The 14,272-nt window shown below is 73.9% G+C and carries 13 protein-coding genes; 3 read left to right on the top strand and 10 right to left on the bottom strand.

From position 1 onward, the window contains the following. Positions 1–92: 92 nt before the first annotated feature. Both HN013_RS10360 and HN013_RS10355 read right to left on the bottom strand, forming a co-directional pair. Positions 93–722: an MBL fold metallo-hydrolase gene (locus HN013_RS10360; RefSeq protein WP_171165444.1), complete on the bottom strand. Its 630-nt coding sequence runs from the start codon at positions 720–722 to the stop codon at positions 93–95. Beyond that, a complete protein-coding gene (locus HN013_RS10355; RefSeq protein WP_171165442.1) occupies positions 722–1,807 on the bottom strand; it encodes an S-(hydroxymethyl)mycothiol dehydrogenase in 1,086 nt (361 codons plus the stop codon). Before HN013_RS10355 ends, HN013_RS10360 begins: the two co-directional genes overlap by 1 nt. Before the next feature lie 161 nt (positions 1,808–1,968). Here HN013_RS10355 and HN013_RS10350 point away from each other — a divergent pair, with 161 nt between their 5' ends. After that, entirely contained in the window at positions 1,969–2,913 is a 945-nt protein-coding gene (locus HN013_RS10350; protein WP_171165440.1) for a hypothetical protein, read from the top strand. Between the two features lie 18 nt (positions 2,914–2,931). On the opposite strand, the gene HN013_RS10345 is transcribed toward HN013_RS10350, so the two are convergent. Continuing rightward, complete coding sequence (locus HN013_RS10345; protein WP_398979120.1) at positions 2,932–4,173, bottom strand: MFS transporter; 1,242 nt, start codon at positions 4,171–4,173, stop codon at positions 2,932–2,934. Between the two features lie 196 nt (positions 4,174–4,369). On the opposite strand from HN013_RS10345, the gene HN013_RS10340 reads away from it, so the two are divergent. Beyond that, positions 4,370–5,596, top strand: a complete 1,227-nt coding sequence (locus tag HN013_RS10340) for an FAD-dependent monooxygenase (RefSeq protein ID WP_171165438.1) — start codon at positions 4,370–4,372, stop codon at positions 5,594–5,596. Positions 5,597–5,659: 63 nt separating this feature from the next. On the opposite strand, the gene HN013_RS10335 is transcribed toward HN013_RS10340, so the two are convergent. The 7 genes from HN013_RS10335 to HN013_RS10305 all read right to left on the bottom strand — a co-directional run bounded on the left by HN013_RS10335 (position 5,660) and on the right by HN013_RS10305 (position 12,324). Further along, on the bottom strand, positions 5,660–6,079 hold the full coding sequence (locus HN013_RS10335) for a cold-shock protein (RefSeq protein WP_171165719.1): 420 nt from the start codon (positions 6,077–6,079) through the stop codon (positions 5,660–5,662). Positions 6,080–6,174: 95 nt separating this feature from the next. Further along, complete coding sequence (locus tag HN013_RS10330) at positions 6,175–7,113, bottom strand: zinc-binding dehydrogenase (protein ID WP_171165436.1); 939 nt, start codon at positions 7,111–7,113, stop codon at positions 6,175–6,177. A gap of 4 nt (positions 7,114–7,117) precedes the next feature. Beyond that, positions 7,118–8,281, bottom strand: coding sequence for a glycine amidinotransferase (locus HN013_RS10325; protein ID WP_171165434.1), 1,164 nt, complete (start codon positions 8,279–8,281; stop codon positions 7,118–7,120). A gap of 35 nt (positions 8,282–8,316) precedes the next feature. Continuing rightward, on the bottom strand, positions 8,317–9,633 hold the full coding sequence (locus HN013_RS10320; RefSeq protein ID WP_171165432.1) for a peptide ligase PGM1-related protein: 1,317 nt from the start codon (positions 9,631–9,633) through the stop codon (positions 8,317–8,319). Continuing rightward, positions 9,630–10,175, bottom strand: a complete 546-nt coding sequence (locus HN013_RS10315; RefSeq protein WP_171165430.1) for a MaoC family dehydratase — start codon at positions 10,173–10,175, stop codon at positions 9,630–9,632. Before HN013_RS10315 ends, HN013_RS10320 begins: the two co-directional genes overlap by 4 nt. An 11-nt stretch (positions 10,176–10,186) precedes the next feature. Beyond that, positions 10,187–11,416, bottom strand: a complete 1,230-nt coding sequence (locus tag HN013_RS10310; protein WP_171165428.1) for an aminotransferase class I/II-fold pyridoxal phosphate-dependent enzyme — start codon at positions 11,414–11,416, stop codon at positions 10,187–10,189. Next, the gene (locus HN013_RS10305; protein ID WP_171165426.1) at positions 11,413–12,324 is read right to left on the bottom strand and encodes a CoA ester lyase; all 912 of its coding nucleotides are present in this window, start codon (positions 12,322–12,324) and stop codon (positions 11,413–11,415) included. The genes HN013_RS10310 and HN013_RS10305 overlap by 4 nt, the downstream gene beginning before the upstream one ends. Positions 12,325–12,636: 312 nt before the next feature. On the opposite strand from HN013_RS10305, the gene HN013_RS10300 reads away from it, so the two are divergent. After that, a complete protein-coding gene (locus tag HN013_RS10300; RefSeq protein ID WP_171165424.1) occupies positions 12,637–14,190 on the top strand; it encodes a hypothetical protein in 1,554 nt (517 codons plus the stop codon). Positions 14,191–14,272: the final 82 nt, after the last annotated feature.

The raw sequence follows: 14,272 nt of genomic DNA, 5'->3' as shown, positions 1-14,272 counted from the left end.
GCCCTTCGGTCCTGCTATGTGACCATTCGATCCTACGTGCGCCGACCGCTCCGGTCACGGGTCGGCCGGCGCACGCCGCGAGGAGGTCCGGCTCAGTGGCCGCGGGCGATCCACTCGTCGAGGTGGGGCGCTTCCTCGCCGATCGTCGTCGTCGCGCCGTGGCCGGTGCGGACGACCGTTCCGGGGTCCAGGGCGAGCAGCCGGTCGCGGATCGACGTGACGATCGTCGGGAAGTCGGAGAACGATCGTCCGGTGGCGCCCGGGCCGCCCTGGAACAGGGTGTCCCCGGTGAACACCGTGTTCAGGGCGGGGGCGTGGAGACAGACGGCGCCGGGCGCGTGCCCGGGGGTGTGCAGGACGGTCAGTTCGACGCCGGCCACCCGCAGCACCTGGCCGTCCGCCAGCCCGCCGTCCGGCGCCCGGCCGGGGTGGGTGAGGTCCCACAGGGGGCGGTCGTCCGGGTGCAGCAGGACGGGGGCGCCGGTGCGGGCGGCCAGGGCGGGGGCCGCTCCGATGTGGTCGTCGTGCGCGTGGGTGCACACGACGGCCAGCAGCCGGCGGTCGCCGAGCGCCCGCGCGATCGCGTCGGCGTCGTGGGCCGCGTCGATGACGATCGCCTCGCTGTCGTCGCCCACGATCCAGACGTTGTTGTCGACCTCCCACTCCCCGCCGTCGAGGGAGAAGGTGCCCGAGGTGACGAGGTGCTCGATCCGGGCCGGCATCAGAAGACCACCACCGAGCGCAGCACGTCGCCCTGGTGCATCCGGTCGAAGGCCTGCTCGACGTCGTTCAGGCCGATGGTCTCCGTCACGAAGGCCGCCAGGTCGAGCCGCCCCTGGAGGTGCAGGTCGACGAGCATGGGGAAGTCCCGGGACGGCAGGCAGTCGCCGTACCAGGAGGACTTGAGCGCGCCGCCGCGGCCGAAGACGTCGAGCAGCGGCAGGTCGATCCGCATCTCGGGGGTGGGGACGCCGACCAGGACCACCGTGCCGGCCAGGTCGCGGGCGTAGAACGCCTGCTCGTACGTCTCGGGGCGGCCGACCGCCTCGATGACCACGTCGGCACCGAAGCCGCCGGTCAGCTCCCGGATGGCCTCGACCGGGTCGGTGGTACGGGAGTTGACCGTGTGGGTGGCGCCCATGTTCCGGGCGGTCTCCAGCTTGCGGTCGTCGATGTCGACGGCGATGATGCGGGCCGCCCCCGCGAGCCGCGAGCCCGCGATCGCCGCGTCACCGACGCCGCCGCAGCCGATGACCGCCACCGAGTCGCCGCGCCCCACCTGACCCGTGTTGATGGCGGCGCCGATGCCCGCCATCACACCGCAGCCGAGCAGCCCGGCCACGGCGGGGGAGACCGCGGGGTCCACCTTGGTGCACTGGCCGGCGGCGACCAGGGTCTTCTCGGCGAACGCGCCGATGCCCAGGGCGGGGGTCAGCTCCGTTCCGTCGGGCAGGGTCATCTTCTGCCGGGCGTTGTGCGTGGCGAAGCAGTACTGCGGCCGGCCGCGCAGACAGGCACGGCACTGGCCGCACACGGCACGCCAGTTGAGGACGACGAAGTCGCCGGGCGCCACCTCGGTCACGCCCTCGCCGACCGCCTCGACCACACCGGCCGCCTCATGGCCCAGCAGGAAGGGGAAGTCATCGTTGATGCCCCCCTGCTTGTAGTGCAGATCGGTGTGGCACACGCCGCACGCCTGCACCTTCACCACGGCCTCGCCCGGTCCCGGGTCCGGCACCACGATGGTCTCCACCCGCACCGGCTGGTTCTTCCCCGGCGCCACCACGCCCCGGACTTCCTGTGCCACGGCACTGCCTCTCTCTTGATCATTATGTCTCGGACCACTCTCGCTCACGCGCCGTCCGGCGTCCAACGAACCGCCTCCGCGGCGCCGGGCTTGACCCTCTCACCGTGGCAGGCCCTGGACTGGGGGCGTCCCGTTCACCACCGGCCCATCGGAGGCCCCGCATGATTCCCTACGCCGGATCCGGCCCCTACTGCTACACCCACTCCCTGGTGATGCTGATCGGGCCGTCGGCCCCCGCCCCCGCCGTCGTCGAGACGCTGACCGGCTCGCCCTTCGGCGTCCAGCTGATGCCCGACGGCCTCCCGTTCTTCGACCCCTACGGCTGGGACCCGGAGACCGGCCTGGACGCGGCCGTCGACCTGCTGGGCCTGACCTGCGAGCACAGCGCCGGAGGCACCCCGGAGGAGGCCGCCGAGCGGTTGCGCGAGGCCTGCGCCCACGGGCCCGTCCTCGTGGGCCCCGTGGACATGGGGCTGCTGCTCTACCGGCCCGGCACCCCCGTCGTGGACGGCGGGGACCACTACGTGGTGGTTCTCGCCGTCGAGGACGGCACCGTGCTCCTCCACGACCCGCAGGGCCACCCCTGGGCCACCCTGCCGGTCGCCGCGTTCCTCGACGCCTGGCGGGCGGAGACGATCGCCTACACCGACACGCCCTACGGGCTGCGCACCGGCTTCGTCCGGGAGCGCGAGGTCGCCCCGGACGAGGCGCTGCGACGCTCCCTGCCCCGGGCCGTCGACTGGCTGGCGGGCCGCGACGACCTGCCTATGCCGCCCGGCTCGCTCGGCGGGGCCGCCGCGCTCGAGGCCCTGGCCGCCCAGGTGCGCCGGGGGCTCGACCCCGGGATCCGCGCCATGCTGGGCGACTTCTGCATCCGGGTCGGCGCCCGCCGCCTCGGGGACGCGGCCATCTGCCTGGACGCGCTGGGGCTCCCCGACGCGGCGGCCGTCGCCGTCCGGCAGTCCCGGATCCTGGGCAGCCTGCAACTCCCGCTCAGCACCGGGGACGACCCGGCCCTCGCCGACGGGCTGCTCCGGCTCGCGCCGACGTACGAAGAACTGCGCCTGGTCCTCGCGGCGGCGGTGGGCGCGGAGCGCCAGGCCTGAACCACTCCCCGGCGGCCGTCAGCGGCCGGAGCGCCGGACCCCGGGGCGTTCCGGCTCCGGCCGCGCGGCACCGCCGGCCCGTCCTCCGGCGACCGCCTCGGGCATCGCGGGCTCGCGCAGGGTGCGCAGCAGGAGCCAGCCGACGGCGGGCAGCGCGATCAGCGGCGTGAGGGCGACGCGCAGGCTCGTGGCGTCGGCGAGAGTACCGATGAGCGGGCTCGCGACACCGCCGACGCTGACGGCCAGCCCCAGGGTGACGCCGCTCGCGGTGCCCACGCGCCGGGGGAGGTAGTCCTGGCCGAGCGTGACGTGCAGCGAGAACGGCACGTAGAGCCCCGCCGAGGTGAGCGCCACGAACAGGTACAGCGGCGGGCCGGGAACGAGGACGACCCCGGCGACGGCGAGCACGGCCAGCGCGTACGACCACCGGACCACCGCGATCCGCCCGTACCGGCCGGCCAGCTTCCCGCCCGCCACCGTGCCCACCGCCCCGCCGAGATAGAGCACGAACAGGGCCGCCGTCCCCGCCGGTTCACCTCCCCCGGTGCGCTGCCGCACGTGCAGCGAGATGAACGTGCTCAGCCCGACGAAGACGACCGAACGGCACATGATGGCCCCGGACAGCCGGACGAACGACGCCCAGTCGTCCTCCCCTGCGGCCCGGCCCGCGGAGGCGCCCGCCGCGGCCGTCCCGGTGGCCCGGACCGTGCGTAGCGCCGCCGCACACAACGCCGCGCCCGCCACGGCGGGCAGGACGAGCAGCGGAGTGGCGCGCAGACCGCCGGTGGCGACGACGGCCGCGACCAGCAAGGGGGCGACGGCGAACCCGATGTTGCCGCCGAGGGAGAACCACCCCATCGCCACATGGCTGCCCCGACTGGCCGCGCGCGCGACGCGGGCCGCCTCGGGGTGGTACGCCGCGACACCGATCCCGGACACGGCGACGGCGGCCAGCGTGAGCGCGTAGGACCCGCCGACCCCGCTCAGAGCGACACCGACACCGCCCACCAGCGCGCTCACCGGCAGCAGCCACGGCATGGCCCACCTGTCGGTGAGCGCCCCGAACAGCGGCTGCACCACCGACGACAGCAGCGACGCGGCCAGCACGATGCCCGAGGCGGCGGCGTAGGTGTACGCCCGCTCGGAGACGAAGAAGGGGACGAGGGCGGCCACCGCTCCCTGGTAGACGTCCACACAGGCGTGGCCCGAGGACATCAGCGTGACGGTGCGGGGGCGGGGAGCGGTTCGGTTCTTCGGCACTCTTCGATCGTGACGACTCCGTCGCATGTCGCGCTTCCGATAATGTGCCAATCTGTGCCGGATTTCCGCCGTGTGCCAAACCTCGTCCGGATACCGCGCGCACGGCCACCGTCCGGAATGCGCCCCTATGCGCGCCGATGGGCCGGTCGCTACCCTCGGGGATCCGGGCGGGTCACGTCGTGCGGGAGGAGCGGGCATGGCCGGAAGACGGCCGCGGATCGCTGTCGTCGGCGGGGGGATAGGTGGCCTGGCCACCGCTGCCGCGCTGCGGCGGCAGGGTGTCGAGACCGTTGTGCACGAGCAGACGCCGGAGCCGGCCGCCACCGGCGCGGGTGTCGCGATCGGTGCCAACGGGCACCGCGTACTGCGCGCCCTGGGCGTGGACGGAGCACTCGCCGAGTCGGCCGTCGCCCCGCTGCGTATCGACTTCAGGCACTGGCGCACGGGCCGGTCGATGGCGGGGCTCCGGCTGCTCGGCTCCTACGAGGAGCGGTTCGGCGCTCCGTTCTGGCATCTGGAGCGGGCGGCTCTCCAGCGCGCCCTGCTGAGGAGTGCGGACGGGGTGCCGGTGCGCTTCGGCGCCCGTTGCACCGGCGTGGACAGGACCAGGGACGGCGTCGTGCTGCGCTTCGCCGACGGGTCCGAGGCCGAGGCGGACGCGGTGGTGGGGGCCGACGGCATCCACTCCGCGGTGCGGGGCGCGGTCTTCGGTCCGGACGGGGCGGTCTTCTCCGGCGCCAGTGGCTACCGGGCCCTCGTTCCGCTGGAGCGGCTGCCGCACCTGCCCGAACTGGCCGAGCCCGTCCTGTGGTTGTGGCTCGGCCCGGGCCGTCATGTGGTGGTCTACCCGGTCGCGGGCGGGCGGCTGCTCAACTTCCTGGCCGTGGTGCCGGACCCGGCGTGGACGGTCGAGTCCTGGGTCGCCGAGGGGAGCACGGCGGATCTGCTCGCGGCCTTCGAGGGGTGGCACCCGGCCCTCACCAGCATCCTGGCCGCCGCCGACCGCCCCGGCCGCTGGGCCCTCTACGACCGCGAGCCGCAGCGCGTCTGGACGCGCGGCCGGGTGACGCTGCTCGGCGACGCCGCGCACGCCATGCTGCCGCACCACGGGCAGGGGGCGAACCAGGCGCTGGAGGACGCGGCCGTGCTCGCCGCGCTGCTGGCGGGGGCCGACCCGGCGGACACGGACGGCGTGCCCGCGGCGCTGCGCCGGTACGAGCTGGTGCGCCGCCCCAGGACCCGGCTGATCCAGGCAGGTTCCCGGCAGAACCAGAGCTGCCTCCAGTTCCCCGACGGCCCGCGGGCCGACGCCCGGAACGCGGAACTGGCCTCGCTCCCGGACCGGCTCGCCTGGATCCACGGCCACGACGCGCTGGACGATCTGCGGGATCCGCGCGACGGGACCGCCGTCGCGTCGGGCTGACGCACGGACGCGCCGGCACCGCACCCCTCGGTGCGGCACCGGCGCGTCCGGCACTTCCCGCGGCTACGCCTCGACCCAGCCGTGGCCGGCGGCGAGGCGCACCAGGCGCTGGCGGACGAGCAGGATCTGCTCGGCCGTCATGGTGGGCGCGGCGCTGAGCAGCAGCTCGGTCACCTCGTCCAGGAACTCCTTCGAGGACAGCACGTCGCAGTCGCCGTCGTCGCCCGACGGGCCGAGGCCGAAGACCTCCGCCGTGGACTCGGCCGGGCGGGCCGACGGCCGGTCCAGCAGGCGGACCTGGGAGGCCTTGAGGCCCCGGTCGCCCTCTTCCACCGTGAACTCCACGAACGCCCCGGGGACGATCAGGCGCTTGTCCGCCTGGACGTCGTTGACGTGCACGAACACGTCCTCACCGCCGGTGTCCGGGGCGACGAACCCATACCCCCGGAATTCGTCGAACCGAATTATTTTACCCGTGACCACAGACAATTCCCCACCTACACCACGTGACATCAACGGCCCTGTCGCGGGCCCGTTGGGACCCTATCCAGCGTTCGCTCCAGGGCACAATCCCCCTGTCAACCCCTCCGAAGGAGGTCAATGAGCACCTTTCCCGTCGTCTCCCGCGCCGCCACGGCCTCGTGCGCCCGCGCCGTGCCGTCCAGCGGCACCACGCGGTCGACGTGCGGGACGAGCCGGCCCTCCCGGGCGAGGGCGAGGACCCGTTCCGCCACGTCGGCGAAGAGCCCGGGGGCTTCGAGGACCTGCTGCATCCACAGCGTCACCACACCGAGGGAGCGCCGGGTGAGCGCGTCGACGGCGACGACGGCCGGTTCCTCGCGGTGGCCGATGGAGACGATCCGGCCGAAGGGGGCCAGCGCGGCGAGGGCGGCGTCGATCCGCGGCCCGCCGAGGGAGTCGAGGTAGAGGTCAACCCCGTCCGGGAGGACGTCCGGCAGCTCCTCGGGGCCGCCGACCGCGTGGTCGGCGCCGGTCCGGCGGACGAAGTCCCGCTTGGCCGGGGACGAGGCCGTCCCCGCGACCACCGACGCGCCGAGCGCGCGGGCCAGTTGGACCGCCAGGTGCCCGACGCCGCCGGCCGCGGACGCCACCGCCACCCGCTCGCCGGGCCGCAGCCGGCCGGCCGTGACCAGGGCGGCGTACGCCGTGCACCCCTGCTCGACCAGGGCCGCCGCCGTACGGTCGTCGAGGTCGTCCGGCAGCTCCACCGTGTACGCGTCCCGCGCCACGGCCACCTCGGCGTAGCCGCCGCCGTCGCGCAGCAGCGCCGCCACTCGTCGGCCGTCCCGCCGCCGCCGGCCGACGACCTCCGCCCCCGGCACCGCGGGCAGCCGCGGCGGCCGGTAGATGCCCGCACGTACTTCCAGATCACCGTAGTTGACCCCCGCGAGGGTGACGTCGATGACGGATTCCCCCGGACCCGGGACGGGTTCGGGCAGCTCGGCGGTCTCCAGGACGTCCGGGCCGCCGAAACGGCGCATCACCACCGCCCGCATGCGGTCAGCCCCCCAGGTAGTCCTCGGGCGCGGAGCCCTCGCGGACCGTGTCGAGGGTGAAGCAGTGCAGCCCGCCGCCGAAGAGCCGGCGGTGGCGGTGGCGCACCGGCACCACGGTGAAGCGGTGGGCCTCCAGGGTGCGGATCAGCTCCGGGCAGGCGGAGTTGACGAGGACGGTGTCGGGGGCGACGGACAGGACGTTGAGGTCGATGTAGCGGCTGGTCAGCACCAGGTCCTCGTCGTCGTAGACGGGGAAGTTGTTGTCGCGCGGCTCGGGCGGGAAGATCATGTCCCAGGACCGGAGCTGCTTGGGCAGCCGTTCGGCGATCTGCGGGGTGCGCACCAGCAGCAGGCCGGGGCGGAGCGGCAGCACCGTGCTGTCGATGTGGCTGTCGGCCAGGGACTCCATCCGGTGCACCCGGAACCGTCCCTCCAGGTGGCGCTCCAGCCAGTCGCAGCCGAGGGCGTGGTTGGCCGTGGAGACGTTGACGAAGACGTCCCGTCCCAGCCGCAGGCACTGCGCGCCGTCGATCATCATCTCGTGGCCCACGTCGTACGGCGACGGCGTGGGGTCGGTGATGGGCTCCATCAGCTCACCCGGGGCGCTCTGCGCGGTGACGTAGGAGAGGTCGAAGGAGGCGTCGGTCATCAGCGGCCGGGGCATCACCGTCCAGCGCGCCCCGCGCCGGAAGTACTCGGCGAACACCGGCTTGAGCAGCTGCGTCTCGAAGTAGCGGGCCCGCACCTGCGGAGCCGTCTCGACGACCTCGTCGCCGAACACGATGCTGTTGTCGCGGACGTTGAGGGCCGGGATGACGGCCGCCCGGAAGGTGGGGGTGCGGACCTCCATCGCCTCGGCGAGCGGCGCGGGCCGGTGCACGGTGACGCCGAGGGAGGCGAGGGTGTCCGCGATGCCCTCGACGTCCTCCTGGAGCTCCTCGATGTAGCGCCGCTTGATGGGGCTGCGCCGGGCGCCGGTGTCGGTGCTGTCGGCGGTCTCTTCGGCGCCCGGCGCCCGGTGGCGGGGGTAGTACATCCGGCTGTACGGCATCTCGTCGTGGAAGAACAGGTCGAAGGAGAGCTCCCGTTCGTGGGAGGAGTAGTTCTCGGCCGAGCCGACGACCACTTCACGCAACGGGGACCAGCTGTCGAAGCTGTTCAAGGACATGGCGCGGCCTTTCGTTCGAAGAGAGGGAGAGAAGGTCAGGCGCGGACGGCGGCGAACAACGCCGGCAGGGAACTCCGCACGGCCCGGGCGGCGGGGCGGTCGGGGGCGATCACACAGGGGATCACCGTGCCGTCCGCCGGTACGAGGTCGCCGACGAGGACGACGCCCGTCCGGGTGTCGGGGTCGAAGGCGAGCCCGGCGCGGTCCAGCGCGTCGAGGGCCGCGCGGAAGGAGGGGACGGGCCAGGCGCCGGTCTCCAGGAGGACCCGCCGGGACCGGAGGCGTTCGCCCACCAGCCGGGCGGCGAGGGCGGTGTGGAGGTGGGACGAGCCCGTGAGCCGGCCGTTGGTCTCGCTGAACAGCAGCTCACCGGCGGGGGTGAGGATGGCGTCTGCGCTGATCGTCCCCCGGTAGCCCACCGCCCGGTACGCCTCGCAGAGCCGGCGTCCGCCGGCGGTGAGCCGGCCGAGGACGGCCGGTGGCAGGGCGGCGGGGACGGTCTCGCCGATCACCACGGGGTCCATGAGCATCTCCCCGTGGCCCGACAGGACGACCCCGGCGTCGTCGACCTCGAACTCGGCGTACACGGGCAGGGAGTCGGGGTGGTACCGCTCGACGACCGGGCGGTGCCGTCCGTCCGACGACAGCCACTCCCAGCGGTCGGTCACATGCTGCCGGGCGGCCTCCGGCCCGGACAGGACGACCGTGCGGGGCGCCCCCAGGGGCCTGACGTCCGGATCGGCGGTCAGGATCTCGTTGCCGAGGCCGCCACAGTGGAACTCCCGCTTGAGGACGGCGCAGTGGCCGTCGGCGAGCAGGCCCACTGCCGCCTCGGCCGCCGCCTCCGCCGTACTGGCGACCGTACCGGCGGGTACGGGCACGCCCGTCCCCGCCGCCACCGCGCGGAACGCCGCCTTGCTGTTGACCAGGGCGCTGCCGCCCTGCGCGTGGAACGCCCAGCCGGGCAGCGCCTGTTCGGCACCGAGCCGGCGGACGAGATCCGTGACGGCGGTGTCGGCGTACACCGGCACCACCCGCTCCACGGGCCGCCCGGCCAGGGCCGTACGGAGGGCCGCCACCGTTCCGGGGTCCGCGCGGCCAGCGGCCAGGACGTTCGCTCCCGCCGTGGTGACGAAGGTGAGGGAGTCACGGCGGGTGCCGGTGAGGCCGGTGACGTGGTCGAGGTAGGCGTCGTCCGGCGCGGTGGGCAGGAGCAGGACGTCGCCGTCCCGGGCCCACCAGAGGAGCCGCTGGGCGCCCCGGGCGGCGCGTTCCCGGTCCCTCGCGGAGCCGGCGTCCTGGCCGCCGGTCATCTCGGCGGCGCGGTTGTTGCCGATGAGCAGGGCCGTCATATGGACTCCCGCGGCGCTCCGGGACCGCCGGGAGCGGCGTCGCGGCAGGGGACGAGAAAGCTGCGTTCGAAGACGAGCACGACCTCTCCGGTGGACTTGGTGCCGGTGGTCCGGCAGGAGACGATGCCCTCGCCGGGGCGGCTGCGGGAGAGCCGTTTGCCGAGGATCTCGCTGCTCGCGTAGAGCGTGTCCCCGGTGAACACCGGGTTCGGCAGGCGGATGCGGTCCCAGCCCAGGTTGGCCAGGGCCTTGCCGCTGGTGCTGCGGGCCGTCATACCGCCGACGATGCTCAGGGTGACCAGACTGGACACCAGCGGGCGGCCCCAGACGGTGTCCGCGCAGTAGGCGGCGTCGATGTGCAACGGCGCGTCGTTCATCGACAACATGCTCATCAGGACGTTGTCCATCTCGGTGATCGTCCGGCCGGGCCGGTGCTCGATCACATCGCCGACGGTGAACTCCTCGTAGAGGAAGCCCACCACTTCCCGGTAGTGCTGCGGGCCCAGCCGTTCGTAGCCGCTGGGCGGGGTGTCGTCCGCCATGGGTGCCGTCCTCAGTCCGTCGCGGTCAGATCCTTGATGTGGCCGATGAACTCGTCGAGCTTCTCCCGGGACAGGTCCGCCCTGATCATGATGCGGAGGCCCGCCTCGCCCTTGGGGACGATAGGGAAGAAGACCGCGGAGCAGTAGAAGCCCTGCTGGAACATCTCGGCCGAGAGCTTGACGGCCGCCTCCGGCTCGCCCACGGTGATGCGGCGTACGGGCAGCCCGTTCCCGGCGAAGGAGGTGGGGAAGGCGCGGTCGAAATAGGCGATGTTGTCCTGCAGTTGCCGCTGGAGCCGTCCCAGTTCGGGGGAGCGGTGGATCTCCGCCGCCGCGAGCGAGGCGCCGACGAGGGGGAAGGACATGTTCTGCGACCAGCCGACCGGGCCCGCGTGCCGGTGCAGGAACTCGAACATCTCCCGGCTGCCCAGCATGGCGATGCCACCGCCGGTGCCGAACGCCTTGCCGAGGCTGGCGGTGATGACGGTCAGCTCGTTCATCTCCAACTGGGAGCGGGCGAAGCCCTCCCCGTGCTCGCCGAGGATGGAGAGCGAGTGCGAGTCGTCGAGGTAGAGGAAGAGGCCGTACCGGTCCTGGAGCCGCCGCAGTCCGTCCAGGGCCGCGGCGCCGCCCATGGAGTAGGCGCCGTCGGCGACGTAGGCGACCCGCGGGTACGTCCGGCAGATCTCCTCCAGCCGGTCGAGGTCGTTGTGGTCGCAGGTGAGCACCAGGCTCTCGTCGCCGCAGACGGGCTTCATATAGGACATGCAGAAGTGGCAGAAGCGGTCGAAGACCATGACCCGCGGCTCGCCGTCCGAGAGATGGCCGGAGGCGATCAGCGGCAGGATGCCCGCGGTGAGCGCGCTGCACGAGGCGCCCGGCAGGGCGTGGGCGCCGAAGAGCTCGCCCAGTTCCTCCTCCAGCCGCGCGAGCAGCCGGTGCCGCACCCGGGTGGTCGGCATGACGAGGGACGTGGCGCCGGTCTCCCGCAGCGCGTCGACCGCGCCCTGCACCACGGCCGGATGGTGGTTGAGCCCCAGGTACGAGCAGGAGCACATGTTCACGAACTCGTGCCCGTCGGGGGTGACGAGGTGGTTGTTGGCATCGGGGGAGTCGGCCACGACACCGATCAGTCCGGCCTGCGCGGCGCCCATCCAGGCCGGGTCGGCGGACTTGATCATCGTGGCGCTGTTGCGGTAGCGGTGCGGTCCGACGATGTCGAGCGGGGGTGTCTCGGTCACGGTTCCCTCTCCTGGGTCGCGGTGGTGGAGCGCAGGGCGTCGGGGCGCGGGTTCGGGGGGTGCGGCGGCGCGTTGCCGAACTCCTCGACCAGCCGCTGGGACGCCTCGAAGAACGGGAGGCCGACCATCACGCCGTCGACCAGGGTGATGTCCCGGCCGTTCGCCCGGCCGGCGGCCACGATCCGGCGGGCCCGGCGCAGCGTGCCGTCGTCCGGGGAGAACGCCTCGTTGATCAGCGGGACCTGCCGGGGATGGACGGCGATCTTGCCGCTGAATCCCATGTCCTTGGCGAGGGCCGCCTCGCAGCGCAGCGCGCCGTCGTCGTGCACCTCGAACAGGGGGGCGTCCATGACCTCGATCCCGGCCGCCCGCGCGCTGTTGACCAGCGTGGCCCGGGCGTAGGCCAGGGCGTCCCAGGTCAGCCGGGCCCCGGTGGCGAAGGCGTAGTCGGCGGAGCCGAAGACCAGGGCCCGCAGCCGGGGCGAGGAGGCCGCTATGGCACCGGCGTCGGTCAGGCCGCGCGGGGTCTCCACGACGGCGAAGTACTCGGTGTGCGGGCACTCCTGGCCCAGGACGTGTTCGACGATCTCGATGTCGCGCCGGGACTCCACCATGGGGATCAGCACGAGGGGCGGCTTGACCGCGTACTGGCATAACGCCAGCAGATCGCGCAGCCCGTCCGGCCCGTTGATGGCGTTGATGCGCACGGCGCAGCGGGCGGCGGCCGCGGAGGACGCCGTGAAGAAGCCCTCCGCGAGGCGCCGGGCCTCCTCCTTGCGCGCGGGCGGGACGGAGTCCTCGAGATCGACCATGGAGATGTCGGCGCCGGAGCGGTGGCCGGCGGCGTAGCGATGGACGGCGGTGGCGGGGGTGGACAGCAGGGACCGGCAGTAGCGCGAGTACTTCATGGGATCTCCGACGAGGGTCGGCAGACGAACAGGGCACGGCGACGTCGGTGATCCGCCCCCGTGGTTCCATCCCTACCGCACCCGCGCTGTTCGAGACCGGCTCGCGCGAAGTGAACAAGCAATTCAGAACAACGCTGAATAAACAGGATTGGTCATTCCCGATCGGGATGTCACTGTCGAATTGACGGAATTAATAGTGTTGTTGGCCATTACCCGACCGTTACGGTGCAGACCGACCCTTCGTTCGGTCGCTCCGCACCGCCGTCCGCCCCGCGTCCGGCACCGGACGGCCACGGCCGGAAAGGCAGGGCAGTGCCACGACAGGAACGACCCCTGGACCCGGGGGACAGCCCCTTACTGCGCTTCGCCGCCGGCCTGCGGGCCCTGCGCGAACGGGCCGGCGGCCCCACCTACCGGCAACTCGCGTTGCGCGCCCACTCCTCGGCGGCCAGCCTCTCCGTGGCCGCGGGCGGCCGAAGACTCCCGTCCCTCGCCGTCACCACCGCCTACGTACGGGCCTGCGGCGGCGACGTACGGGAGTGGGAGGCCCGCTGGCACGCCGTGGCCGCCGCCCTCGCCGACCCCCGCCGGCCCCCCTACGCCGGCCCCGCCGCGTACGCCCCCGCCGACGCCGACCGCTTCTTCGGCCGCGAACGGCTGGTGGACGCCCTGCTGGTACGGCTGCGCCGGGACCGGGTGGTCACTGTCACCGGGGCCTCCGGCGCCGGCACCACCTCGCTCCTCCAGGCGGGGGCCGTGCACCGGCTCACCACCGCCCCCCGGCCCCCGGCGGTCGTCACCTGCGTCCCCGGCACCGACCCCGTCCGTGACCTCACCCGCGGCCTCGCCGCGCTCCGGGACCCCGACGGCGTCCTGGTCGTCGACCAGTTGGAACGGCTCTTCACCCACGGCACGTCCGCCACCGAACGCACCCGGTTCCTCGACACCCTCCACGCCGCGCCCTGCCGGCTGATCCTCGGCGTCCGCACCGACGCGCACGACCGGTGGGCCGGCCATCCCCTGTTCGCCGGGGAGCCGTTGTCCGTGCCGCCACTGACCCCCGAGGAGGTCTCCCGCGCCGTCGCGGCCCCCGCCGCCCGGGCCGACTGCACCGTGGAGGAGAGCCTGCTCGGGGTGCTCGTCGCGGGCGCCGACCGGCAGCCCGGAGCCCTCCCGCTGCTCTCCTCCGCACTGCTCGCCGCCTGGCGCCACCGGGACGGCAACCGCCTGACCCTGGCCGGGTTACGCGCCGCCGGCGGGTTCGAGGGAACGCTCGCCCGGACCGCCGAGGCCGCCTGGGCGGAGCTCGGCGAAGGCCAACGGCGGCGCGCCCGGGACATCCTGCTCCGGCTGGCCGAACCCGGCGACGCCGGGGTCCCGCGCCCCGTCGACCGACGTGAGCTGGGCGAGGGCCCCGACACCGCGGCGGTGCTCGAACGGCTCGCCGCCGCCCGGGTGGTCACCCTCGACCACGGCCGGGCCGCCCTCGCCCACGGCGCCGTGCTCCACGGCTGGCCGCGCCTGGCCGCCTGGACCGCCGAGGACCCCGAGGGACTGCGCCGCCGCCACCGGCTCACCCGGGCGGCCCGCGCCTGGCAGGAGTCGGGCCGGGACCCGGCGGCGCTCTGGCAGGGCCGGCGCCTGGCCGAGGAACGGGCGGCCGGCTCCCCCGCCGGCCACCGGCCCGGCCCCTGGGAAAGGGCGTTCCTCGACGCCGGCACCGCCGCCGAACGCGCCCGCCACCGGGAGGACGCGGCCTGCCGGGCCAGGCTGCGCGTCCAGCGGTGCCTGATCGCCCTGCTGACGGCGCTCGTCGTCTCGCTCTCCGCCGTGGTCGCCGCCACCGTCCCGTTCGCCGTCCGCTGACGGCCCGGCCGGGTGCCGGGCCGCCGACCACCCGAGTGGCGTGCCTCACCCCGGGGTCTGCCACGCGAGTGATCGGGAAAGC

It is taken from the genome of Streptomyces sp. I05A-00742, assembly GCF_013055795.1.
Classification (GTDB): Bacteria; Actinomycetota; Actinomycetes; order Streptomycetales; family Streptomycetaceae; genus Streptomyces.
This window is presented reverse-complemented; position numbering and strand designations above follow the sequence as displayed.

Coding starts and splice junctions, on each gene's coding strand:
- HN013_RS10340 (WP_171165438.1), top strand. CDS start 4,370: ATGGCCGGAAGACGGCCGCGGATCGCTGTCGTCGGCGGGGGGATAGGT.
- HN013_RS10360 (WP_171165444.1), bottom strand. CDS start 722: ATGCCGGCCCGGATCGAGCACCTCGTCACCTCGGGCACCTTCTCCCTC.
- HN013_RS10325 (WP_171165434.1), bottom strand. CDS start 8,281: ATGTCCTTGAACAGCTTCGACAGCTGGTCCCCGTTGCGTGAAGTGGTC.
- HN013_RS10330 (WP_171165436.1), bottom strand. CDS start 7,113: ATGCGGGCGGTGGTGATGCGCCGTTTCGGCGGCCCGGACGTCCTGGAG.
- HN013_RS10315 (WP_171165430.1), bottom strand. CDS start 10,175: ATGGCGGACGACACCCCGCCCAGCGGCTACGAACGGCTGGGCCCGCAG.
- HN013_RS10350 (WP_171165440.1), top strand. CDS start 1,969: ATGATTCCCTACGCCGGATCCGGCCCCTACTGCTACACCCACTCCCTG.
- HN013_RS10305 (WP_171165426.1), bottom strand. CDS start 12,324: ATGAAGTACTCGCGCTACTGCCGGTCCCTGCTGTCCACCCCCGCCACC.
- HN013_RS10320 (WP_171165432.1), bottom strand. CDS start 9,633: ATGACGGCCCTGCTCATCGGCAACAACCGCGCCGCCGAGATGACCGGC.